Annotated in this window: 19 protein-coding genes; 9 read left to right on the top strand and 10 right to left on the bottom strand. The window is 67.1% G+C overall.

What is annotated here, in order from left to right:
- Positions 1-40: 40 nt before the first annotated feature.
- Both BM337_RS02750 and BM337_RS02745 read left to right on the top strand, forming a co-directional pair.
- Positions 41-1,642, top strand: a complete 1,602-nt coding sequence (locus BM337_RS02750; RefSeq protein WP_089813671.1) for a methyl-accepting chemotaxis protein — start codon at positions 41-43, stop codon at positions 1,640-1,642.
- Entirely contained in the window at positions 1,635-2,366 is a 732-nt protein-coding gene (locus BM337_RS02745; RefSeq protein ID WP_089813669.1) for a bacteriorhodopsin, read from the top strand. Before BM337_RS02750 ends, BM337_RS02745 begins: the two co-directional genes overlap by 8 nt.
- 141 nt (positions 2,367-2,507) lie before the next feature.
- Here the strand turns inward: BM337_RS02745 and BM337_RS02740 are convergent, their stop codons facing one another.
- Positions 2,508-2,969: a hypothetical protein gene (locus BM337_RS02740; RefSeq protein ID WP_089813667.1), complete on the bottom strand. Its 462-nt coding sequence runs from the start codon at positions 2,967-2,969 to the stop codon at positions 2,508-2,510.
- A gap of 140 nt (positions 2,970-3,109) precedes the next feature.
- On the opposite strand from BM337_RS02740, the gene ligA reads away from it, so the two are divergent.
- Complete coding sequence (ligA, locus tag BM337_RS02735) at positions 3,110-5,371, top strand: NAD-dependent DNA ligase LigA (RefSeq protein WP_089813665.1); 2,262 nt, start codon at positions 3,110-3,112, stop codon at positions 5,369-5,371.
- Between the two features lie 35 nt (positions 5,372-5,406).
- On the opposite strand, the gene BM337_RS02730 is transcribed toward ligA, so the two are convergent.
- The 4 genes from BM337_RS02730 to BM337_RS02715 form a co-directional block, all read right to left on the bottom strand.
- A complete protein-coding gene (locus BM337_RS02730; RefSeq protein WP_089813662.1) occupies positions 5,407-6,126 on the bottom strand; it encodes a class I SAM-dependent methyltransferase in 720 nt (239 codons plus the stop codon).
- A 175-nt stretch (positions 6,127-6,301) separates the two neighbouring features.
- Positions 6,302-7,267 (bottom strand): ABC transporter permease, encoded by a 966-nt coding sequence (locus BM337_RS02725; protein ID WP_089813660.1) that lies wholly within the window; start codon positions 7,265-7,267, stop codon positions 6,302-6,304.
- The gene (locus tag BM337_RS02720) at positions 7,264-8,220 is read right to left on the bottom strand and encodes an ABC transporter ATP-binding protein (RefSeq protein WP_089813658.1); all 957 of its coding nucleotides are present in this window, start codon (positions 8,218-8,220) and stop codon (positions 7,264-7,266) included. The genes BM337_RS02725 and BM337_RS02720 overlap by 4 nt, the downstream gene beginning before the upstream one ends.
- A 67-nt stretch (positions 8,221-8,287) precedes the next feature.
- A complete protein-coding gene (locus BM337_RS02715) occupies positions 8,288-8,548 on the bottom strand; it encodes a DUF7967 family protein (protein WP_089813656.1) in 261 nt (86 codons plus the stop codon).
- 247 nt (positions 8,549-8,795) lie between these two features.
- Here BM337_RS02715 and BM337_RS02710 point away from each other — a divergent pair, with 247 nt between their 5' ends.
- Positions 8,796-9,434, top strand: coding sequence for a hypothetical protein (locus BM337_RS02710; protein ID WP_177227115.1), 639 nt, complete (start codon positions 8,796-8,798; stop codon positions 9,432-9,434).
- A 124-nt stretch (positions 9,435-9,558) separates the two neighbouring features.
- Entirely contained in the window at positions 9,559-11,295 is a 1,737-nt protein-coding gene (locus BM337_RS02705) for an excinuclease ABC subunit C (protein ID WP_089813654.1), read from the top strand.
- 458 nt (positions 11,296-11,753) lie between these two features.
- Here BM337_RS02705 and BM337_RS02700 read toward each other — a convergent pair whose 3' ends face one another.
- From BM337_RS02700 to glmS, 5 genes are all read right to left on the bottom strand, one after another.
- On the bottom strand, positions 11,754-12,290 hold the full coding sequence (locus BM337_RS02700) for a DUF7344 domain-containing protein (RefSeq protein WP_089813652.1): 537 nt from the start codon (positions 12,288-12,290) through the stop codon (positions 11,754-11,756).
- Between the two features lie 77 nt (positions 12,291-12,367).
- Positions 12,368-13,045, bottom strand: coding sequence for a DUF7344 domain-containing protein (locus tag BM337_RS21475; protein ID WP_245778591.1), 678 nt, complete (start codon positions 13,043-13,045; stop codon positions 12,368-12,370).
- 630 nt (positions 13,046-13,675) lie between these two features.
- Positions 13,676-15,469, bottom strand: coding sequence for a DUF7343 domain-containing protein (locus tag BM337_RS02690; protein ID WP_143117621.1), 1,794 nt, complete (start codon positions 15,467-15,469; stop codon positions 13,676-13,678).
- Positions 15,470-15,860: 391 nt separating this feature from the next.
- A complete protein-coding gene (locus BM337_RS02685) occupies positions 15,861-17,606 on the bottom strand; it encodes an asparagine synthase-related protein (protein WP_177227114.1) in 1,746 nt (581 codons plus the stop codon).
- A 12-nt stretch (positions 17,607-17,618) separates the two neighbouring features.
- Positions 17,619-19,436, bottom strand: a complete 1,818-nt coding sequence (gene glmS, locus BM337_RS02680) for a glutamine--fructose-6-phosphate transaminase (isomerizing) (RefSeq protein ID WP_089813648.1) — start codon at positions 19,434-19,436, stop codon at positions 17,619-17,621.
- A gap of 631 nt (positions 19,437-20,067) precedes the next feature.
- Here glmS and BM337_RS02675 point away from each other — a divergent pair.
- Genes BM337_RS02675 through BM337_RS02660 form a run of 4 tightly spaced genes read left to right on the top strand, consistent with a single transcriptional unit; the run spans position 20,068 to position 24,259 of the window.
- Complete coding sequence (locus BM337_RS02675; protein WP_089813646.1) at positions 20,068-21,423, top strand: nucleotide sugar dehydrogenase; 1,356 nt, start codon at positions 20,068-20,070, stop codon at positions 21,421-21,423.
- Complete coding sequence (locus BM337_RS02670; RefSeq protein ID WP_089813644.1) at positions 21,424-22,263, top strand: glycosyltransferase family 2 protein; 840 nt, start codon at positions 21,424-21,426, stop codon at positions 22,261-22,263.
- Positions 22,260-23,300 (top strand): DUF354 domain-containing protein, encoded by a 1,041-nt coding sequence (locus tag BM337_RS02665; protein ID WP_089813642.1) that lies wholly within the window; start codon positions 22,260-22,262, stop codon positions 23,298-23,300. Before BM337_RS02670 ends, BM337_RS02665 begins: the two co-directional genes overlap by 4 nt.
- The gene (locus tag BM337_RS02660) at positions 23,297-24,259 is read left to right on the top strand and encodes a glycosyltransferase family 4 protein (RefSeq protein WP_089813640.1); all 963 of its coding nucleotides are present in this window, start codon (positions 23,297-23,299) and stop codon (positions 24,257-24,259) included. Before BM337_RS02665 ends, BM337_RS02660 begins: the two co-directional genes overlap by 4 nt.
- Positions 24,260-24,279: the final 20 nt, after the last annotated feature.

Below are 24,279 nucleotides of genomic sequence, written 5' to 3'. Positions count from 1 at the left end.
GAGAGGCAACCATATCAACGAGGTCGGGGTAGATCCGGACGTGACACAACAGAACGTATCGGCGCGGGTCGCCGGGCGGTACAGCCGCCGGATCGGGGCGGCGCTGGCCGTGACCCTCCTCGTGACGCTGGCATTCGGCGTCCTGTTCGCGGCCAACGCGGCCGCGACCGGCGCCGGACTCCAGAGCGTCGCCGCGACGCTCTTCGTCGTGACCCTGAACCTGGGGCTACTCGGCATCGTCCTCGGCGGCAACGCATCGATCGAACTGCGACGGCTGACGGAGACTGCGGAGGCCATCGAGGCCGGTGACCTCGACGCGAGTCCGGACGTCGACAGGCGCGACGAGTTCGGGCAGCTGGCGACGGCCTTCGACAGCATGCGGCGCTCGCTCGACGAAGCCTTCGAGGAGTCCGAGTCGGCCCGTGACGAGGCCGAACAGGCCCAGCAGCGGGCCGAGGACGCCCGCGAGGAGGCCGAGGCGTTCAACGATCGGCTCCTCGAGCACGCGACGGACATCGGCGACGCCATGACCGCCGCGGCGGACGGCGACTTCACCCGAGAGCTGGAGACGGACGTCGACGTGGACGCCATCGAGCGCATCGCCGTCGCCTACGAGGAGATGGCCGGCGAGCTGTCGGGCACTGTCGGCGAGATCCGCGCGTTCGCCGGGGATGTCGAGCACGCAAGCGACGCCGTCGCGTCGGACGCGGCCGAGGTGGAACGGCTCAACGGATCCCTCGCCGACGACATCCGGGAGCTGGCGGGCGACATCGAGTCACAGGCGAGCCAGCTGGAGACGGCCGTCGGCGAGACGAACGACCTCTCGGCCACTATCGAGGAGGTCGCCTCGACCACCGACGAGGTGGCCAGGCAGGCCGCCGACGCCGCCACTGTGGGCGCCACCGGCGCCGAGCACGCCGAAGCGGCCGTCGAGACCATCGAGGACGTCGAGGCGGCCGTGACCGAACTGGGCGACCTGGTGAGCGAACTCGACGGGCGCATGAGCGACGTCGCGACGACGACCGACATCATCGACGGCATCGCCGAGCAGACGAACATCCTCGCGCTCAACGCCAACATCGAGGCCTCACACGCCGGGAACGGCGGCGAGGGGTTCGCCGTCGTCGCGGACGAGGTGAAGGGCCTCGCCGAAGAGACCCAGTCGGCCATCGACGACATCGAGCGCATCATCGACGGAGCGCGCGCGGACGTCGACGACGTGACCGACGAGATGGACCGCACGCGCGAGCGGATCGACGCCGGCGTGGACACGGTCACCGAGACCGGCGAGACGCTGGCCTCGCTCACGGACACCGTCGACCAGGTCGACGACGCGATGGGCGAGATCGCTCGCGCCACCGACGACGGTGCCGCCGCGACCGAGGAAGTCGCCGCGACGATAACGACCGTCGGCGAGACCGCGAACGAGGTCGCCGGCCGGTCCCACGAGCTCGCCGAGACCGCCGAAGAGACGGCGGCGACGATGAGCGACGTCCGCCAGCGGGCCGACGACCTGGCCGACCGCACCGCCGACCTGATCGACCTCCTGTCGACGTTCGACACCCGGACCGAAACTGGACCGGCGGCCCGCCCGACGGGACCGAACGCCGGCGACGGCGACGCGGGTGTTGCCGATGATTAGCGCGTCACTCGTCTACGCGGCGACGGCGGCCGTCTACGCCCTGACGCTCGTCGGCCTGCTCGCCTGGCTCCCCCGCATCGGCGAATCCAGGCGGCGGTACTGTTACCCGGTCGTCGCCGTCGTCGGTATCGCGACGGTGACGACCGCCCTGTCGGCGCTGGGCGTCGGTGTCCTCACCGTCAACGGGAGCGAACTCGACGTCCCGAGCGTCGCCGACGACCTGATCAGCTACGCCGTGCTGTGGGTGGTCGCGGGCCTCCTCGTCGACGAGTCGCGACGAACGCTCGCGCTCCTGGCCGTGATTCCGGCGGTCCAGGTCGTCGCCTTCAACGTCGCGTCCGTCGGGGGCGGCGCCATCGGCCTCGTCTGCCTGGCCGCCGTCGTCGTCGGCCACGTGGTGATAGCGTACCTGCTGCTCGGCCCGGTCTGGAAGCGCGCCCGGGACGTCCCCGAAGCGCAGCGACTCCTCCACTGGAAGGCGCGGAACCTGCTGTTGTTCCTCATCGGGATGCTCATCGCCTTCGCGCTGCTGTCGGTCGGCGGCGCCTTCGACGAGCTTGGCATCGCGGTCCTCGCCGAGTACGTCGGTCTGCTGATCCGGGTCGGGTTCGCGGGCTTCCTGTTCGCCAACGTCGACGCCATCGCCGTCGACGGGTTCGGAGACGGGGCTGGCGACGGATCCGCCGCCGTCCCCGACGCGGGCGGTGTACCCGGTGCGGACTGAGCGCTGTCGTCGCGCCCTGTACCGGGGCGGCTACTGTTCCAGAAAAGCGAGTTTTGCGGAGCCAACTAGAGCAGCCTCCGACATCGTGCGGACCACACCAGGGAACGAAACCGTCGTCGAATTGGCCGTCCTATCCTCCGATCAATTGCCGCGGGACACGCCGGCCGAGAGACCCGCTGCACCGGCCACTGTGACCAGAAATCCCACGACAGCTAGCACGAGCCACGCGCCGAACAGCGGCGCGAGCGCCCGATAGCCCAGTGTGTTTAGCGCGGTGCCTCGTTCGGTAACGAAGGTGAGACCCATCGCGAGTGGCGGCAGGACCGACGATAATCCCCCAGCCGCTGTGCCAGCCAGGAGCAGCCGCCGTGGCCACCCTTCGGGGTCGGAGCGATTCACTGTCACCGCGAGCAACACCGCCTCGCCGAACGCGACGAGGCTCGTGGTCCCGACGACGAGCGCGAGAGCCACAGCGAAGCCGGCGACGATCCCACCACTCGACGAACCGGCCGGAACGAGTAGATAACCGGCGAAGCCGAGCCCGGTAAGAGAGAGAAGAGCGGAGCCGACAGCGATCGGATGGATGCGGGTGATCGCGCGCATATATTCGGTCCCTCACTGATCAGGTAAACAGTTTTCCACAGGAATATGTCGAAAAGAACGGGGTCGTAGCACCCGGCCGACAGCAGGACCCGTGCCGAGAATGGCGATTTTTTATACGTGCACGGGCAACTCCCGCCAACATGGCCACCGCCGAGGATCTCGCCGACAACCCCTACGTCGATGACCCGCCGACGGACTTCGCGCCGGTCGAGGAACTCGACGAGGACGCCGCGCGCGAACAGGCCGAGCAGTTGCGTGAGGCTATCCGGTACCACGACCACCGCTACTACGTCGAGAACGACCCGACTATCGGCGACCGAACGTACGATGCCCTGTTCGCTCGGCTGCAGAACCTCGAAGGAACCTTCGGCCTCGACACCGACGGGAGTCCGACCCAGCGCGTCGGCGGAGCGGCGCTGGACGAACTCGGCGAGGTCGAACACGTCGCGCCGATGGGTTCGATCGACCAGAGCGGCGAGGTGGCGGACGTCCGCGAGTTCGACGAGCGGGTCCGGCGCGGGCTCGACGTCGACGCCGTGGAGTACTTCTGCGAGCCGAAGTTCGACGGGCTCTCCGTCGAGGTGGTGTACGAGGACGGCGAGTACGTCCGTGCGGCGACGCGGGGCGACGGCACGGTCGGCGAGGACGTCACCGAGAACGTCCGCACTATCGGGAGCGTCCCACAGCGCCTGCGCGGCGACTACCCCGAGTTCCTGGCGGTGCGCGGGGAGGTGTACATGCCACGGGACGCCTTCCAGGCCTACAACCGCGAGCGCGTCGAGGCGGGCGACGACGCCTTCGCCAATCCCCGCAACGCCGCGGCGGGTACACTCCGGCAGCTCGACCCCAAAATTACCGCAGAACGCCCGCTCTCGGTGTTCTTCTTCGGTGTCCTCGACTCCTCGGCGGAGTTCGACTCCCACTGGGAGGTCCACGAGCGCCTCCCCGAGTGGGGGCTGCGAGTGAACGACCGCATCGAAGTGGCCGACGACATCGACGCGGCCATCGACTACCGCGACCGGCAACTCGACGTGCGCGACGACCTGGACTACGAGATCGACGGCGTCGTGTTCAAGGTCAACGACGTGGACGCCTGCCAGGAACTGGGGTCGACCAGCCGCGCGCCCCGGTGGGCCTTCGCCTACAAGTTCCCGGCCCGGAAGGAACAGACCACGCTCCGCGACGTCGTCGTGCAGGTCGGCCGGACCGGCCGACTGACCCCCGTCGCGCTGCTCGACCCCGTCGAGGTGGGCGGCGTGACGGTCTCGCGGGCGTCGCTGCACAACCCCGCGCTCATCGAGGACCTCGGCGTGAACGTCGGCGACGAGGTGCGCGTCCAGCGGGCCGGCGACGTCATCCCCGACGTGGCCGAAGTGGTCGAGAAACACAGCGAGGGCGTCGTCGAATTTCCCGACGAGTGTCCCGTCTGCGGGAGCCCCGTCGAGCGCGACGGCCCGCTGGCGTTCTGTTCGGGCGGCCTGACCTGCCCGGCCCAGCGCGAGCGCGCCATCGAACACTACGCCAGCCGCGACGCGCTGGACGTCGAGGGTCTGGGCGAGAAGGTCGTCGAACAGCTCCTCGACGCCGGCCTCGTCGAGAGCCCCGCCGACCTGTACGAGCTCACGGTCGACGACCTCGTCGACCTGGAGGGGTGGGGTACCAAGAGCGCCCGGAACCTGATCGCGGAGCTGAACGACGCTCGCGAACCGCCGCTCGATCGGTTCCTCGTCGCCCTGGGCATCCACGACGTCGGCCCCGTCACCGCGCGCAACCTCGCCCGCGAGTTCGGCTCCTTCGAGGCCATCCGCGCGGCCGCAGAGGGGCGGACCGACGACGAAGCCGGAGAGGACGACGGGAGTGAGGACGGCGACGCGACCGGCGACGACGGCCAGGTGACCCTCGACGCGCTCGCCGAACGGAGTGAAGACGGCGACGGTGACGGCGACGACGGTGACGGCGACAGCGACGACAACGGTGACGGTGACAGCGACGACCTCCGCGGCGACCGCGAGGCGTTCAAGCGCGTCGACGACGTCGGCCCGGAAGTCGCCGACAGCATCGTCGAGTTCTTCCACAGCGAGGGGAACCGCGCGGTGCTCGACGCGCTCGTCGACCACGTCGACCCGCAGGAGGCCGACGTCGAGGCCGGCGGCGACGAACTCGAGGGACTCACCTTCGTGTTCACCGGGTCGCTGGACGACTTCACCCGCAGCGATGCCCAGGAACTCGTCGAGCGCCACGGCGGGTCGGCGACCAGCAGCGTCTCCGGCAACACCGACTACCTGGTCATCGGTGACAACCCGGGCCAGAACAAGCGCGACGCCGCCGACGACGAGGGCGTGCCAACGCTCGAAGAGGACGAGTTCGTTGAATTGCTGGACGAGCGCGGGATCGAACGGTAGGAAGGGGTGATCGCTCGAGTTCCTTCTCGTGAGTGCTACTCGAACTTCGACGCCCGGACACACAGGAACGTCGGGTGTTTCAGCCGTTTCTCGTAGGATTCGGGCTGCTTCTCCTCGAACGTCTCTCTCGGCTTCGGTTCGACCAGTTCGTCCAGTCGGAACCCGGCGTCGACGAGCGGGTTGACGACCTCGGCGAACGGTCGGCGGTAGAACGGGACCTCGACCGGTTCACCGTCGGCCGACCACGTCATCCGTTCGCGTTGGGTCTCGAAGTAGTTCTCAGCGTCGAACGCCTCGTAGACGTCGAGCGGATGGTGGGTCGAGAACACGAGGAACCCGTCCGGCCCGAGAATACGAGCGAACTCCCCGAAGACTCGCCGCCAGTTTTCGACGTAATGGAGTGCGAGGCCGCTGACGACGCCGTCGAACTCGCCGTCGTCCGCGAATTCGAGGGGCTCTTCGATGTTAGCCCGGTGAATCGCTGCGCGACCGCCGATCCGGTCGTTCGCCCGTTCGAGCATCTCACTGCTCTTGTCGACGGCGACGACATCCGCACCCCGCTCGATCAACCACTCCGTGTACCGACCGCTCCCACAACCCGCATCGAGAACCCGTTTCCCCACGACGTCGGGGACGAGTTCCGTCGTCGCGGGAAATTCCAGGTCGGCACAGTACGGGTCGTCTTCCTGCTCGTCGTACGTCGCCGATAACCTGTCGTAGGCGTCCTCGACGGTGGGTCTCTCATCAGGGGGCATGAATCCACTTTCGTGTCACCACACCGACCGGTAGTTATGATTTCGGTTTCGAGCCGTTGCTCGCACGAAATCACCGCCGGAAACGGCACTGTAGGATCAACCGTCGAAAAGAGACAGTCGCTGCACCGAACGATATCGCGGACGGGGACGAGAGAAAAAGACGGTCGGTCGCTCCTTACAGGTCGTACTGGTTGAAGGTGTAGTAGCTGACGGCGGCGGCCAGGCCGATCCACAGCAGGAGGTAGAACAGTGCGGCGCCGTCGGAGAAGTAGATCGGCATCGACTGGGCGCTCTCCAGACAGTTCGTCCGGGCGATGAAACCCTGTGTCGTGTTGGCGTTGCCGGCGAGAACGTCGTTACAGATAGTGGTCTGTTCGGAGGTGTTGCCGCCGCTGAACATCCTGAACCGGGCCGAGCGCGCTGCGTTCGACCCCTCGCCCAGCATCGAGTTCATGATCGTCTTGTAGGCCTGCGAGGGGTTCAACAGTTTGAGAAAGAGGACGAAGCTCCAGTTCGTCGCGCCAGTGACCCCCAGATAGTCCCACAGGCCGTCACCGATCGAGTTGGCCCAGAGGTTCCAGAAGAAGGTGATGGAGACGAAGAAGGTCATGTTGCCGACGATGGAGTAGAGGCTGTTTTCGACGGCGCCGGAGATACTGACCGCCACGGCCACGATGACGAGGGCGAACACCATCGAGAACAGGGCGAAGGTGACGTACAGGCCTGGCTTGAAGGTGAGTCGCGAGGCCATGAGGAAGAGCGCGTTGACGAGGAAGGCCCCGGCCAGCGGGACCCCGACCACGCCACAGCGGCCGACCACTTTCCCGATGATGACGTCCTTGCGGGAGTGGGGCAGCGAGAGCAACAGCTTCAGCGACCCGCTGGTGCGCTCTTTGCTGATGGCCGCGTAGCCGGCGAAGATGGCCACCAGCGGCAAGAATAGCGTGACGATGTTGAGATAGACGATCTCGATGAGCAGCTGCATACCGACGGCCTGGTCGCCCCGTACCCCGACGTCGAAGTACAGCGCAGCCGCGGCCGGGATGACGAAGAAGGCCGTGAAGACGAGCGAGAGGACCCACAGTCCCTTCGAGCGCAGCGCGTCGCGGAACTCCTTCCTGGCGACGACGTCCCAGCTCATGCGTCTCCCTCCGCGCCGGCAGTGGCGGCACGTGACTGTGGCTGGTCCGTCCCGTCCGTGTAGGCGGCGAACAGCTCTTCGAGCGAGGGCTCGTGGGTGTCGAAGTCCTCGACCTCGACGCCGGCCTCCTCGATGGCGGTGAGGACGTCCATCTTGATGTCGTCCGAGCAGGTGACGACCAGTTCCGACCCGGTCTCGTCGACTGCGGTGACCCCCGGCACGTCGCGGACGGCCGAGACGACCGCGTCGGTCCGCTGGTCCACGCTGACGGTGAGCGTCGTCTCTACGTCCGTCGCCTCCTGGAGGTTCTCGATGGAGTCCTCGGCGACGAGCGTACCGTCCTGGATGATACCGACCCGGTCACAGACCGACTCGACCTGACCGAGGATGTGCGAGGAGAAGAAGACCGTCGCGCCGCGCTCGTTCTCCTCGCGGACGATCTCGCGCATCATGCGCGCGCCGTTCGGGTCCAGCCCTGAGGAGGGCTCGTCGAGGATGAGCAGGTCGGGTTCGCCGACGAGGGCCATCGCGAGCACGAGGCGCTGGGCCATCCCCTTGGAGTAGCCGCCGGCCTTCCGCTGGGCGTCCTCCTCGTCGAGGCCGACGCGGTCCAGCAGTTCCGCCGGGTCGACGTAGGCGTCCTTGGAGTCGATGACGAACTCGAGGTGTTCGCGGCCGGTCAGGCGGTCGTACACGTCGTACCCCTCCGGCAGGACCCCGGTCCGCTCCCGGATCGCCGTCGATTCCTCGCGCACGTCGTGACCCAGGACGCGCGCCGTGCCGTTCGTCGGCCGGACGAAGTCGAGCAGGACGTTGATCGTCGTGGACTTCCCGGCCCCGTTCGGGCCGAGGAAGCCGTATATCTCGCCCTCCTCGACGGTGAGGTCGACCCCTTCGAGGGCCGTCACCCCACCGAACTGTTTGCGTACTCCGTCGAGTTCGATGGCAGCCATACGCGCCGGTTTATCCCCGCCCACGTATAATCTTTCGTGGATTCGACCGACGAGTGCAACAGTCGGCTCAGATCTCGTCTCCGGGGTCGTACTGCTCCATTACCCGCTCTGCCTCCCTGGCGTAGCGCTCGCGGTCCGCGTCGTCCCGCACCGGCTCCAGGTCCTCCTCGGCCACGTCGACAGCGGCCGTGACGGCCTTGTTTCGCAGCATCGCCGAGGACCGCTGGCGCGTCTGCTGGCGCTCCCCGTCCGGCGTCGCGTAGACGAGCGTCACCAGCCCCTTCGTCCCGTACTCGCGCTCGACCAGCCAGCAGCGCGTCTCGCTCATACGATCATTCGTTCGGACTGTAGTGGTCTTGTAGGCTGTGTTCTCTGTTTCACGGACCGGGAAGGGAGCCGAATCCAACAACGGCGGAAAGCCCCTGGCGCTGGACTGGCCGGGCAGAAATGCCCCAGAACGACGCTAATGGGGAGCAACGGACACTCGACGACTGCAGTTCCTGGCCGACCCACCGAATATCACATCTGGATATTTCGGGCGAGGATTCAAGCCGGGCTACCGGGATGGGAGAGTAATGGCACGCTGGCGCACGCGCGTGGACGACCTGCTCTACGACGGGGAGGACGTCGAGACGGACGTCGAAGTCGGCGAGGGGGCCGTCGTCGTCACGAGCCACCGCGTGCTGGCGTTCACGCCCGAGAGCGACGGGGCGAACTACGACTACGTCGACCGGCCGAACGTGACCGGCGTCGAGCGGACGAATCGAGGTACCATCGCTTACCTCTTCCACGCCGTCAAAGCCCTGCTCGTCGGCGGCGTGCTGCTCGCCGCCGGACAGCTCGTCAGCCTCGACGGGATGGTCGACGGCATCGAACTGAGCACGGCCGGCGGGGCGGGGATGGGCCTGGGAGGATTTCTCAGCGTGATGCAGAACCTCCTGAATCTGCTCGCGATGCTCGACGAGATCATGACACTCGCCGGGGCCGGCGCGCTCCTCCTCGGTGCTCTCTCGCTCGGCGCCTACGCGCTGAGCCGCGAGACGCTGCTCGTCGTCGAGGTTGCGGGCGACGACGACGTCGAACTACCTGCGGGCGAGGACGGCGAGGACGACTCCGTCGCCGGCCGGCTGGAGAAAGCTGTCCGTCCCGACGACGGCAGCGAGGACGGGGACGAAGCGCGGGACTCGAACCGGGAGCCGGACCCGCTCGCCTGAGTCGGGGACGGCGCCAGCCTGCTCGCGGGTCGTTCCTCCCCGCTCGCATTTAGCTGGCCCCTCCCTTCGGTCGGGGCCAGCCTAACCGTGCCGCTCAAATTCTCCGAGTGCCAACCCCGGGTAGATGGACGTAACCACCCTCCGCGAGCGTGCCGACGAGTTGCCGCGCGAGCCGGGGGTCTACCACTTTCTGGCCGACGACGGCCGCGTCCTCTACGTCGGGAAGGCCGTCGACCTGCGGAGCCGGGTCCGCTCGTACGCGGACCCGCGGTCGGCCCGCATCGGGAAGATGGTACGCCGGGCCGTCGACGTCGATTTCGCGGTGACCGACACGGAGACGCAGGCGCTCCTGCTGGAGGCGAACTTCATCAAGCGCCACCAGCCGCCGTACAACGTCCGGCTGAAAGACGACAAGTCCTACCCGCTGGTGCAGCTCACCGAGCACCCCGTCCCCCGCATCGAGGTGACCCGTGACCCCGACGAGGGCGCGATCGTCTACGGCCCGTTCACGAACAAGGGGCGCGTCGACACGGTCGTCAAGGCCCTCAGAGAGACCTACGGCCTGCGCGGCTGCTCGGACCACAAGTACTCGAACCGGGACCGGCCGTGTCTCGACTACGAGATGGGTATCTGCACGGCCCCGTGTACCGGCGAAATCGGCGAGGAGGAGTACCTCGCAGACGTCGAGAGCGTCCGTCGGTTCTTCGAGGGCGAGACGGGCGTCCTCGCCGACCCGCTCCGTCAGGCGATGGACGAGGCCGCCCAGGCCACGGAGTTCGAGCGCGCGGCGAACATGCGCGACCGGCTGGCCGCCGTCGAGGCACTGGGCGGCGACAGCGACGCCGCGGTCAGCGACACGGCCGACGAACGGTCCGTCGACGTCCTCGGCGCGGTCCGGGAGGGCGAGCGCGCGACCGTCGCGCGACTCCACTCGGAAGACGGCCAGCTCGTCGAGCGGGACCGCTACCGCCTCGACGCACCCGAGGGCGACGGCGTCGGCGAGGTGCTGGCCGCATTCGTCCCGCAGTTCTACGCCGAACGGGACCTCCCCGACGCCATCCTCTGCTCGGAACACCCCGCCGACGCGGACATCGACGCCTGGCTCGCCGCCGAGAACGTCGACCTCCGGGTGCCCGGTGCCGGCCGGGAGGCGACGCTCGTCGACCTCGCGCTGAAGAACGCACGCCGCGGTGGTCCCGCCAGAGACGACACCGCCGCCCTCGCCGAGGCGCTGGGACTCGACGCCGCCGACCGCATCGAGGGGTTCGACGTCAGCCACGCCCAGGGGAAAGCCGCCGTCGGGTCGAACGTCACCTTCGTCGACGGGAGCCCGGAGAAGGCCCACTACCGGCGGAAGAAGCTCACCGACGAGAACGACGACTACGCTAACATGCGGGCGCTCGTCCGCTGGCGCGCCGAACGCGCCGTCGAGGGCCGCGACGACCGACCGGACCCCGACCTGCTCCTCATCGACGGGGGCCAGGGCCAGCTCGGTGCCGCCCAGGACGCCCTCGCCCTCGTCGGCTGGGACGTCCCGGTCGTCGCGCTGGCGAAGGAAGAAGAGCTGGTGGTCACGCCCGACAGAACCTTCGACTGGGACGACGACGCGCCCCACCTCCACCTGCTCCAGCGGATCCGCGACGAGTCCCATCGCTTCGCCGTCCAGTACCACCAGACCGTCCGGGACACCGTCGACACCGTCCTCGACGAGGTTCCGGGAGTGGGACCGTCGACCCGAAAGCGACTCCTCCGACGGTTCGGCAGCGTCGACAGCGTCCGCGAGGCGTCGCTCGACGAACTGCGGACTGTCGACGGCGTCGGCGACGAGACGGCCGCGACGCTCGACCGGCACCTGAGCTGAGAGCGTCGCCCTCGGCGACGTGCAGGGCGTTCCAGAAACGGGTCAGACGTTCGAGAACGGCGTCACGGGCGCGTACCGGCCAAAAAAGGTCGAACGGGATTCCGTCACCCCTTGGGTGGTGGTGGGTGGTTGATAGGGGGTGTGAGCGCGGTCGGGTCCACGCGGCAAGCGCGTTTCCGCTCTGTGGACCCAGCAGGACAGTAACACGTATACGGGTTCACTATACACCGCATAAGTGTCACCCCTGCGGCCCGCCACCGGATCCGACCATCGAACCGGCGCCGTCCATCGGTTTTCGATCGGATTCGGGTCTGTGCCTGTTTCGAACTGTCGACGCGAACCGGGAACTGTCGACGCGAACCGGGTCCGGGCACCCGTCGATTTCGACGGACGTGACCGGCCCATCGATGGGCGTCCGGACAGACCGAAAACACGAATCAGCGCCCGCCAGTCGAGATTTACCTGGAGCGGAGCCGCCGTGCCGTCGCGACGACGACGACGAGCGCGTGTATCGCGAGCACGGACAGAACCCCGTACGACTGGACGGCGGGGACGACGTACGCCGTCGCACCGAGGACGAGGAGCGTCGCGAGACTCACGAGCGCGTAGTACGAGGTGTACTCGTCGTCGCCGTCACCGGTGGCCTCGACCTGGAGGTGGCGCTCGACCACCGGAAACGCCGGTCCCGGCCCGACGGTCTTCTCCGTGGAGTCGTACCCGACGACGCCGGCGTCGGCGAGTTTCGGGAGGTGATTCTGGCACAGTGAGATGTAGACGCTGTCCCGGATGTCGTCCGGTGACGTCTCCTCGTCGCTCACGCGCGTCGCGACGTCGGTGGCCAGCTCCTGGACTGTAGTCGTTCCTCCGACCGAGGCCAGACACTGGAGACACGACCTGCGACGCTCGTTACCCAGCAGGTCGAACAACCGTTCTTCGCTGAGACCCGCGTCGCCGTGTGACGGCCCCGCTGCCGTCTCGATCCGAGCGCCGTTCATACGATATTCCAGTAGTACTGAATAAAACCTATAGACGGCCTAAGGGTGAATCGTCGGTTCAGTGAGTGTGCCACCGATTACGCGCCCGCCTCGACGATCGATTCGCGATAATAGTACACTCCAGCCAGCACGGCGACCAGTGCGCCGACCGCGACGGCGACGAGCGCAGCCGGTCCCGCCAGGGTCGTCGCCGCGTAGACGCTCGCGACGAGCGCCAGTCCGCCACCGGCAGCGACCAGAGACGGCTGGTTCCAGCCGCCAGCAGTGTCGCTCGCGGAGCTCGCGTCATCTCGGTTCTGATCGACCGGGCCCTGGTCGGCCGGCCCCTCGTTGACCGGGCCGTCGTCGACCGGACCCTCGTCGGTCGTTTCGGACTCGGGCAGGAGCGTCGGTTCGTTGACGAGGTACGGGTCGAACTGAGCGGTCCGCGCCGTTCGCTCGACGACGCCACGGTCCTGTTCGTAGTTGATGATACCGTCACGGTCCATCTTCGGGAGGTGTGACTGATAGAGCGCGATGTACACGCGCTGGCGCTCCTGCGAGCGCAACTGGGCGACCGTCGTATCGTTCTCGACGGCCGCGATCGCCTCCGTGACGTCACGCATGTCTGCGGGCCCGTCGTGTTCCTGCAGGTACTTGAGGACCAGGCGGCGACGTCGACACTGAAGGATGTGGAAGACGTCGTCGCGGTCGAGTCGGTCGGTCGGTGCCTCTGTCTCCGTGATCAACGTGGATCCCTCGTGAGTGGAGGACATGTTCTACACCCACCTCTATCGACCCCGGGACCATATACCGGGTCGAACGTTCCCCCCGTGAAACAGTCTTAACACCGCGTATGACCGTTCCAGACGACGGTTTCACCAGTTTCGCCGACCGTCGGCACTTGGGCCGTGACGTCCGAAGACCCGAGTAATTCACCCGAAAACAGACGACAGCGGGAAGAGATACCGCAACTCGACAGGGGGACGGGGACCCACAGTAGGACGCCAAATGAGGGGATCGTGGCCGGACAGGGGCTCCACAGCGACACGCAGCTTACCGACCGGCGCTGGAACCGCTTCCCCCCGAAACAAGCCGCAGTCTGTCGATTGAAACGACTGAAACAGTCTGGATGGTCGGTTCAGGCGGTGCCAGAGGAGAGTTTCGAGCGGGCTCTACAGGGACACGCCGGAAGCGAGACCTCGGTCAGTCGGCCACGGAGCCACGGAGAATCGTGTGCAGGACCTGTCGCGTCTGCCGTAGCTCCGACGGCACGTGCTGAGCCACGAGACGATGCCCGACGGGCCATCGGTTCGGTGATGCCGTGTCGCGATAGCGCTATCGCTGGGCGGGAATCGGCCCCGAACGGTGGGGACGAGCGGTCGAAGCGGTACGGCGACGCCGTGCTATCCGCCGGTCGCGGTGCTCACGAGACGAGACGACGACACGCCGCCCGGGTCCGTCTGACGGGCGGGCTCGGGCGTCTGTTCGGGGAGGCAGATGAGGTTCTCCCTACCGAGAGACACCTTCACGACGTCTCCCTCGTCGTCCATCCGTGAGAGGAGCCTGCTCACCTTCGCCTTCGACCAGGACGTCGAGTCGACGATCTCGCTCTGTTTCATCTGCCCGCCTTCGGCCTCGAGCATCCGCAAGGTCCGCTCGGCGTCGGTCACCAGCGCGTCCTGGTGGCGCTCGAAGACGTCTCTCGCGGTCGAAGCGTCGGTCACGTCCCCTTCCTCGCCGACGTTACTCGCCGCCTGAACAGACGCTGCGGGCGGTTCACTGACACCGGTGGAGCCCTCGGACGGGGACGGCTTGCCACGACCACGTCGGAAGACGGATCGGGCCCACGCTCGCGGGCTCCGGTCGATGGTCGAGAGGGCGACGCCGATGCCGAGCAGGAATCCGACCAGTCCGCTCCCGTACAGCGCCGGTGTGTACGGGTTCGTCGGGTCGAAGCCGAGCTCGGCTTCCGTGCCGTCAGAGATGTAATCACCGTCCGTGTCGGCCACGGTCGGATCCGCACCCTGCTCTAGCTCCCGGGCATCGTCGAGTCCGTCGTCGTCGGTGTCGGCCACGGTCGGGTCCGTGCCTAGACCAGCCTCTCGTCCGTCGGCGAGTCCGTCGTCGTCGGTGTCGGCCACGGTCGGGTCCGTGCCAGCATCGAGTTCGCGGGCGTCACTGAGCCCGTCGTCGTCAGTATCGACGGCCGTCGGGTCCGTGCCCAGTTCGGCCTCCCGGGCGTCGTCCAGCCCGTCGCCGTCCGTGTCGACCACGGCCGGATCGCTACCGAGTTCGGCCTCCCGGGCGTCGTCCAGCCCGTCGCCGTCCGTGTCGACCTGCGTCACGTTGGCACCGAGTGCGACCTCTCGCCCGTCATCGAGCCCGTCACCGTCCGTATCCGGTACTGTCGCGTTCGCACCGAACGCGAGTTCTCGTTCGTCGTCCAGCCCGTCGCCGTCCGTGTCGACGGCCGTCGGGTCCGTGCCCAGTTCGACCTCGCGGGCGTCGTCCAGTCCATCGCCGTCCGTGTCGACGGCCGTCGGATCCGTGCCCAGTTCGGCCTCCCGGGCGTCGTCCAGCCCGTCGCCGTCCGTGTCGACGGCTGTGGGGTCCGTGCCCAGTTCGATCTCGCGGGCGTCGCCGAGGCCGTCACCGTCCGTATCGGCCAGGACCAGTGAGGTCCCCGCTTCGACCTCTCGCTCGTTGCTGACACCGTCTCTATCGAGGTCGGCGTCAGGCTCGATTCGCCAGACGGTGACCGTCGCGTTATCGACGGTCCCCCCATCACGCGTGTGCCGTAGCGAAACGGTGACAGACGTCCTGTCCGAGGGCTTGCTGACGTTCGTGAATTCGACAGTCTGCTGATCACCGACGTCACGGACCTGTTTGCACGCGCCCGAGCTGAGACAGATCTCGTGGTCCGCAGCTGCCACGGTCGACACCGAGACGTCGACCTGCCCGTCAGTCGTGTTCGCTCCGTCCGCCCACACGAAAGCCATCTCGTCCGTACGGAAGACGGACTCGTTGACGGTGACCTCCGTAATGGCCGGCGTCGCGTCCGATTCGATCGTCTGTTCCCCGTGACCCGTATCGGTGACTGAGCCCCCCTGATGTACACCTCCTGCTGCGGCCGCAGTGAACGGCACGATGCTGACCCCCATCAGCACCAGTAGCAGCAGCGGGAATACAGGGTTCATCACCCCCCTTGGTATTCTCATCGGTCTCAGGTATCAGCACATCACCACATAATATATAGCTTTTTACTCCGTAATCTGATATTAAACCCGCGAGAGTGTTATTAGCACCAACATACGTCCCAGATAGTGCGTCGCCGGCGCTTACAGTGTATCTCCGGCGTTTTTCGCCCAGATTACGCGATCCGGAGATCCGAGAAAACGAGCCGAAAATGCCGAATCGTCGTATATTAATGTTTGGACTGTTTCGTCGAGTTGAGTCGAGTTTCGTATCTGATCGCTTATACAACGGCGGTTAATACGATATTGTCAGCCGGGCGTCTGACGGATCGGCGCGCTGACCGGTCAGGAGTCACCGACGAGGACGGGCGTTCACCGGAACGGCTGACAGCGATCAGCCGGTCAACCAGCCAGTCAGTTCGTGTTCGTCCCGCTTCCCGTCGAGGAGTTCGACCGGACTGACCGGGCAGTGGGCCGTCGCCGAATCGAGCCACGTCGTGATGTCGTTGATCCGGAGCTTCAGCCGCCACGGGAGCTTCTGGACCACCGGGTCCTCGCCGAAGTTCACGCGGTCCAGATCCGTCTGGTCGTAGAGGGCGCCCCGATCCGGCCATGGCCCCTCGTAGCCGGAGACGAACGGGAGTTTTCGGCGAACGAAGTTGGTGATCTGGTTGATGGTGAACGAGTCGGTGGGCCTGTCCGGCGGGCGATGCCGCAACATGTCCTCGTCGAGTTTTCGAAGCGCCTGCAGGAACGTCCGCGTGTTCCGATGCTCGGGGGGCGTCGCGAGGTGCCACTCGATCAGCTCCGCATCGAGCATGACGCAGGATTCGACGAAGTGGTCGGCGAGGTGGTAGCGAAACGACCTGGTCGGCTGGTTCTGGACGCCGATCAGTGCCATCCCGTTGTAGGGGTTGTCGAATCGATCGCCCCACTCCTCGTATAGTTCGCGTATGCGGCGCCGGACGAGCGATTCCCTGGATTCGTCGTACCGGTCGTTCGTCGCCGCCAGGTGCCGACACTCCCCGAGGAACCCGAAGGTCTCGATCAGATGGTCGACAACGTTCGGGTCCTGCGTCAGGCGATAGGGCGGGAACGTGTGGTCGAGGAGGTCGATGCCGTCGACCGGCAGAAAGTGGCCGTGGAGGAGTGAATCGGCCATGGCGCCGTGATAAATCGTCGTGACGTCCATCTGGTCGACGTAACTTGCGTGATGGGCGTGAAGGGATTCCACTATCCCGTAGCCGTACTGGATGTCGTCGATGTCCGTGTTCAGGTACGACTCGTCGGGGACGAGTGTCGCGTGAGAGACGTCGTACTGGTCGGCGAGTGCCGCCGCGACGCCGACCTCCGCGTCGTCCCGCCCCCCGAGGGTGAACGCCGATTCGATGTCGGGGATCCCGGCCAGGACCGCTCGCGAGTCGTAACCGGCACTCAGGAGCATCCCCTTCCGTCCGGGAAGACGAGCGCGTCGGTCGAACGCCCGCTCCAGCCTGTCCGCCAGTTCGCTCACGTAGTCGAACTCGCGTGGTTGGTAGACGAACCGCTGGAGCGTCTCGGTCGACGTTGCCGTGATATAACCGTCGAAGGGGGCCCGCGACAGGCCGTCGAGGGTCGTTCGGTTCTCGAAGACGAAGCCGAGAGCGAGAAACTCGTCCAGGGGCTCGGCGGCCACCTCCGGTGACGGGATCGTCCGCGCGACCGTCGCCGCGTCGGTCCCGAAACAGCGCGTGGCGGACGCGTCCGCGTAGTAACACTCCCAGCTCCGGACGGGATCTGTCCCGACGATCGCCTCACGGTCGACGTGGTCGACGACGGCCAGAAAGGAGCCGTTGAGACCGGCGAGCGCGTCCGTCCCGCGACGGCCGAACGCGTCGAGCAACCACGCGGCGGGGTCGGTCTGGTCGGTGTTCCGGAGGTACACCTCGCCCCAGATGACGCAGACGCCGTCTTCGTCCTCGACGGCCGCCGAGCGCCCGTACATCCCGAGCGCCGGGTCTCGAATGCCGACCGTCACGCTCGGCCCCTCGAGTACCCGGTCGAATGCCGACGGCTGCCGGTGTCGCTCGAACGTCGACCGGGGGCCGAACGTCCCGAACAGTTCCTTGTTCGGGCGCGTGGACCCCTGCGAGTGAGACATCACAGACACACCTCACTCGACGGTGACACTCTTTGCCAGATTACGGGGTTTGTCGATCGAACGACCGAACCTGTCGGCCGTGTGGTAGGCCACGAGCTGGAGCTGGACGTTCGCGAGCAGCCCCTGGCAGACGGGATGGGTATCCGGAACAGTGAGGTGAGCGTCGGAAATCTGCGCACCCGCACAGTCCGGGGGCCCGACGGCGATGATCTCCGCGCCCCGGGTCTGGGCCTCCTGGGCGTTCGTCACCGTCTTCTCCGTCTCCTCGCCGGTGAACAGCGCGAAGATGGGCGTCTCGGGAGTGACGAGCGCGAGCGGGCCGTGTTTGAGCTGACCCGAAGCGAAGCCCTCCGCGTGCTCGTAGGTAATCTCCTTGAACTTGAGTGCCCCTTCGAGGGCGACGGAGCGCGCCAGGCCCCGGCCGATGAAGAAGTACGACTCGTAGTCGAGGATTCGGTCGGCGAGCCGTTCGGCCTGGTCCAGGTCCATCACCTGCTCGACGTCCTCCGGAAGCCGTTCGAGCGCGGCGAGCAGGTCGGCGAGGTCCTCGCGCGGCGAGGCGCCGTCGATCTCACCGGCCACGACCTGGGAGAGGAGCGTCAGCGTGACCGCCTGCGAGGTGAACGTCTTCGTCGCGGCGACCCCGATCTCGGGACCGGCTCTGATGTACAGCGTCTCGTCGGCCTCGCGTGCTGCAGTCGACCCGACGACGTTCGTCACGGCCACCGTGGGTGCGCCGTGAGCGCTGGCCTCTCTGAGCGCCGAGAGGGTGTCCGCGGTCTCGCCGCTCTGGGTCACCGCGACGGTCAGCGTCCCGCCGGCGATCGGACCCGCCGATTCGACGTACTCGCTGGCACGGATAGCTCGCGACGGCACGCCCGCCTCGTTCAGCAGTCGGGACGCGTAGAGGGCAGCGTGGTACGACGTCCCGCAGGCGACGAAGTGGACCTGCGTGACCGGGTCGAGGACGTCGAGGTCGAACTCCTCGAACGTGATCGCCCCGTCACGGGCGTCGACGCGGCCCCGGATGGCGTTCGCGAGCGAGGTCGGCTGTTCGTGGATCTCTTTGAGCATGTAGTGGTCGTAGGCGCCCTTTCCGGCCTCTTCGGGGTCCCACTCGACCGTCTCGACGTCGCGCGAGACCGGCTCGCCGTCGGTGTCGGTCATCGCGACGCTCGTCGGCGTCAGGACCACGACGTCACCGTCCTCCAGGTAGACGACCCTGTCGGTGTGCTCGAGGAAGGCCGGGATGTCGCTGGCGAGGAAGTACTGCTCGTCGCCGACGCCGAGCACGAGCGGGGAGCCCTTCCTGGTCGCGTACACGGCGTCCTCGCCCTCGAACATCGCGGCGATGGCGTAACTCCCCTCGAGTTCGTCGACCGCCCGTCGGAACGCGGCCTCCGGGTCGGCGACCTCGTCGCGGTAGTGGTCGATCAGGTGGGGAACCACTTCCGTGTCGGTCTCGCTCGTGAACTGGTGGCCCGCATCGACGAGCCGTTCCCGGATCGCCCGGTGGTTCTCGATGACGCCGTTGTGGACGACGGCGACGTCACCGGACTGGCTCGTGTGCGGGTGCGCGTTCTCGTCCGTCGGCGGGCCGTGCGTGCTCCAGCGGGTGTGGCCGATCCCGACCTCACCGGTCGGTGCGGCGGACTGGATCTCCGATTTGACCGCCGAGATCTCGCCCGCCTGCTTGTGGACCGACAGGCCCGATCCGTTCTGGATAGCGAGCCCAGCCGAATCGTAGCCGCGGTATTCGAGCCGTTCGAGGCCCGTGACGAGGTGGCCGACAGCGTCGTCGTGGCCGACGCGGGCGATGATCCCACACATCAGCCCGACACCTCCACGTACCGAGTCGGTACGCGCCCCGTCGCTATCGATCGCCTGGCCGTCCGTTCGGCTGCAATAGTATTCTTCGCGCGCGCACGCGAAAGAAATTCCGATTCGCAGTCGCCGTGGTGGGTATGTGTGGTGGCCATTGGTCTCTCAGTGTCGCCTCAAGGGCGGCAGTGTCACAGTTAACATCGTACCGAACCATACCTAATGACGGTCTAATCGGAGGATACGCGCCGTCGACGTGACCGGAGTCAGCCCAGTTCGGGGTGTACTGGCCCAGGCACCGGTGCCACCAGAGGGCGCCCGCCCGGGAGTCCACGCAGCGAGCGGTCCGGGCGACAACCGACCACTGATCGACCGGTGAAACGGTCTTAACACCGTGTTAAACCCGCGATCAACTGTTTCTCGGGCACGCGACCGTTCGCGAGACGAACGAATACCGCAAATATTGGCGTATAGCACCCCCTTCACCGGAAATTCTGGCTTATCCGCTGTATAGGAATGGGTCGGTACGCCTCAGGAAGTAACGAGTTCGGCCCGGCCGCGGACTGCCACGCCGCAACCCAGGCGACGACCGGCGCGGCGACGTGGTCGCGTCCCAGCCGGCCGACGAAGACCAGACACCATGAACTCCCTCTCAGAACCGGACGACGGACTCGAAGGCATCGAAACGGAACGCGAGAACCAGTTGCTCGACCCGACGGCGACCACAGTCGCCGTCGTCGGTCTCGGCTACGTCGGCCTCCCGCTGGCGGTGGGCTTCGACGACACCGGTTTCGACGTCGTCGGCTACGACGTCAGTCAGGAGACCATCGCTGCACTGGAAGCGGGAACGGACACGACGGGTGACCTCGGTGACGAGGCCATCGTGGAGAGCGAGGTGTCGTTCACGACGAGCCCGGACGCCATCTCACGCGCCCAGTACGTCGTCGTCACGGTCCCGACGCCGGTCGACGACGACGACCGCCCGAGCATGGAGTACGTCGTCGCGGCGGGCGAGGAGGTCGGACAGCACATGACCCGCGGGACGACCGCCGTCCTCGAATCGACGGTGTATCCCGGCGCGACGCGCCAGGAGTTCGCGCCGGCGATCGAACGCGGCTCGGGGATGACCTGTGGTGAGGACTTCTTCGTCGGCTACTCACCCGAGCGGGCCAATCCCGGCGACGAGGAACACGGCCTCTCGAACGTCATCAAGGTCGTCAGCGGCCAGGACGAGACCGTCAGAGAGGACGTCGCGGCACTGTACGATCTGCTCGTCGACGCCGGCGTCCACCGGGCACCCTCCATGGAGGTGGCCGAATCCGCGAAAGTCATCGAGAACGTCCAGCGGGACCTGAATATCGCGCTGGTCAACGAACTCGCCACCGTGTTCGAGGAACTCGACGTCGACACGCGCGCCGTCCTCGAGGCCGCGGGGACCAAGTGGAACTTCCACGAGTACGAACCCGGGCTGGTCGGGGGCCACTGCATCCCCGTCGATCCACACTTCCTCGCGTACCGCGCTCGCCAGGCGGGAGCCGAACCCGAACTGATCCAGACCGCCCGCGCGGTCAACGAGTCGATGCCCCACCACGTCGCCGACCTGATGGTGAAGGCGCTGAGCGAGGCGGGACACCCCCTCGGCGAGAGCCGCGTGCTCGTACTCGGGCTCTCGTACAAACCAAACGTGGGCGACCTGCGAAGTTCGAAAGTCGCCGACGTCATCGCCGCGCTCAAGGAGTACGGGATCGACGTCGTCGGCCACGACCCCTACGCCGACGACGAGGCGATCGAGGCGCAGTTCGACGTCGAAGCGCAGCCGACCCTGTCACTGGAGGGATTCGACGGCCTCCTCCTGGCGACGCCCCACGAGGAGTTCCGCGACGTGGACCCGCGCGTCCTGGCCGACCGACTCGACGACGACCCGGCCATCGTCGACGTCGACGGGACGGTCGACCGGTCGCTCCTCCCCGAATCTGTCAGTTACCGGAGGGTGTAGATGTACCGCGACCACACCGTCGGGGTGGTCGTCCCAGCGTACAACGAGGTCGAACACGTCGGAACGGTCATCGAGAAGGTCCCGTCGTTCGTCGACCGGGTCTACGCCGTCGACGACTGCTCGACGGACGGGACCTGGGAAGTCATCTGTGACCACGCGACCTGTGAACCCGCGGCCGAGACTGCGCCGTCCGCGGCGACGGCGACCAGAGCGACGCCCGTAGCCGACGGCGGAACGGCGGCGACAACCGTCGTCCCCATCCGCCACGACCAGAACGCGGGCGCCGGCGGCGCCCTGAAGACCGGCTATCGCCACGCGCTGCTCGACGGCATGGACGTCACCGTCAGCATCGACGCCGACGACCAGATGGATCTCTCCCGGATGGATCGGCTCCTCGACCCGGTCGTCGAGGGAACGGCCGGGTTCGCCAAGGGGAACCGGCTCGCCGACGCGAGCAGCCGCGAGGAGATGCCGACCTTTCGCCTCGTCGGGAACGTGATCCTGACCGGCCTCACCAAGATTTCGAGTGGGTACTGGCGGATGCGGGACCCCCAGAATGGCTACACCGCCATCTCCTACGACGCGCTGGCCGCGATCGACCTCGATTCGGTTCCGGACGGCTGGGGATACCTCAACGACCTGCTCGCGCGGCTGAACGTCGCCGGCGTGGCCGTCGCCGACGTCAGGATGCCCGCCCGGTACGGGGACGAGGAGAGTACTATCGACTTCTGGCAGTACGTTCGGTACACGTCGCTGTCGCTGCTCCGGATGTACCTCTGGCGCCTGCGAGAGACGTACGTGCGACGCGGCGGTGACTCGACGGAGGGCGAATACGGATGAGAGTCGTCGTCACGATACAGCACGCGGGCCACGTCCACTTTTTCAAACACGCCATCGCGGCACTCGAGGACGAGGGCCACGACGTGTTCGTCTTCGCCCGCGAGAACGCCATGTCGACCGCACTGCTCGAACGCTGTGACATCGACTACGAACTACTGGCCGGCGAGTCCGATTCGATCGTCTCGCTGGCACGGGCCCAGTTCGTCTACGAGGCCCGGCTACTCGGTCGCGCACGCGAGATTCAGCCGGACGTGATGACGGCAGTCGGTGGCGTCGCCGTCTCCCACGTCGCCTCGCTCGTCGGCGCGCGGAGCGTCGTCTTCTACGACACCGAGCACGCCTCGATCATCCGGAACCTCTCCTTTCCGTTCGCGGACGTCATCTGCACACCCGAGTGCTTCGAGGCGGACCTGGGCGACAACCACCACCGCTATCCGGGCTACCACGAACTCGCCTACCTCCACCCGGACCGGTTCACGCCGGACCCCGACGTGCGCGAGGCCGTCGGCGTCGCGCCCGAGGACCAGCTCGTCGTCCTTCGCCTGGGCGACTGGGGAGCGTCCCACGACGTCGGCGAGGGCGGCTTCGACGACCACCGGTCCGTCGTCGAGCGACTGGAGGCCGCCGGGGCGACGGTCCGCATCACCGCCGAGGGCGACCTCGACGACGACCTGACGGACTACGAGCTATCGGTCCAGCCCGAACGCCTCCACGACCTGCTCGCCGCCGCCGACCTCTACGTCGGCGAGGGCGCGACGACCGCGGCCGAATGCGCCGTCCTCGGGACGCCGGCCATCTACGTGAACTCGCTCCCACTCGGCTACCTCACCGAACTCGAAGCGGAGTACGGACTCGTCCACGCGTTCACCGACGACGGCCGACACGTCCGTGCGGTCAATCGGGCCACGGCGATTCTGCAGGAAGGCGAAGAGAGCGAGCCGTGGCAGCGCCGGCGCGAGCGCCTGCTCGCCGACAAGTGCGACGTGACGGACGTCGTTCTGGACCAGGTCGGTACGGCGGCACCAGTCGAACCATGAAGGTGCTACAGCTGACGACGACGCCGCGATCGTTCTTCGAGAACCAGGTGACTGCGCTCGAACGACAGGGAGTCGACTGCACGACGCTGGCCATTCCCGGCAGCCATCGCCCGGACTCGCCACGAAGTGTCGGCGACTACCTGCAGTACGCGCCCACGGTCCTCGGCCACTCGCTCGACGGATACGACGTCGTCCACGCCAACTACGGACTGACACTCCCGTTCGCGCTCGCGCAACCGACGCGTCCCGTCGTGTGCACGCTCTGGGGGACCGACCTGATGAGCGACCGCCGGTGGCTCACGGCACTCAGTCGGTTCGGTGCTCGCCGCGCCGACGGGGTCGTGGTCCCCAGCGACGCGATGGCCGCCGAGCTGTCCGTCAACAACGCCGTCGTCCCGTTCGGCATCGACGCGGAGATGTTCCGACCGATTCCCAGGGACGAAGCCCGTGAGCGCGTCGGGTGGGACCCCGACGGAACCTACGTCCTCTTCCCCTACGAGTCGACGCGCCCGGAGAAAGACTACCCACGGGCGAGGCGGATCGTAGAAGGGTGCACCGCGGACGCGGAGTTGAAGCAGGTCAGCGGCGTCGACTACGAAGAGATGCCATACTACATGAACGCGAGCGACGCCCTGCTCGTCACCTCGCAACGCGAGAGCGGGCCGATGGTGGTCAAGGAGGCGGCGGCCTGTAACGTCCCCGTCGTCTCGACGGGCGTGGGGTTCGTCGAGCGAACGCTCACCGACGTCGACAACTCGTTCGTCGCCGACTCGGACGCGACGCTCACTTCCTCCCTCGACGACGTACTCGCGAGCGACGCGCGCTCGAACGGCCGTGCGGTGCTCGACGGACTCGGCCTCGACGCCATGGGCGAGCAGTTGCTCGGTGTCTACGAGCGAGTGCTCGACGAACGAGGGGAACGCGCCGCGCTGCCGTCGCCACGATCGGTCACGCGGTAGCGGTGCGTCGGCGGGGAGCC

This window comes from Halomicrobium zhouii, assembly GCF_900114435.1.
Classification (GTDB): Archaea; Halobacteriota; Halobacteria; order Halobacteriales; family Haloarculaceae; genus Halomicrobium; species Halomicrobium zhouii.
This window is presented reverse-complemented; position numbering and strand designations above follow the sequence as displayed.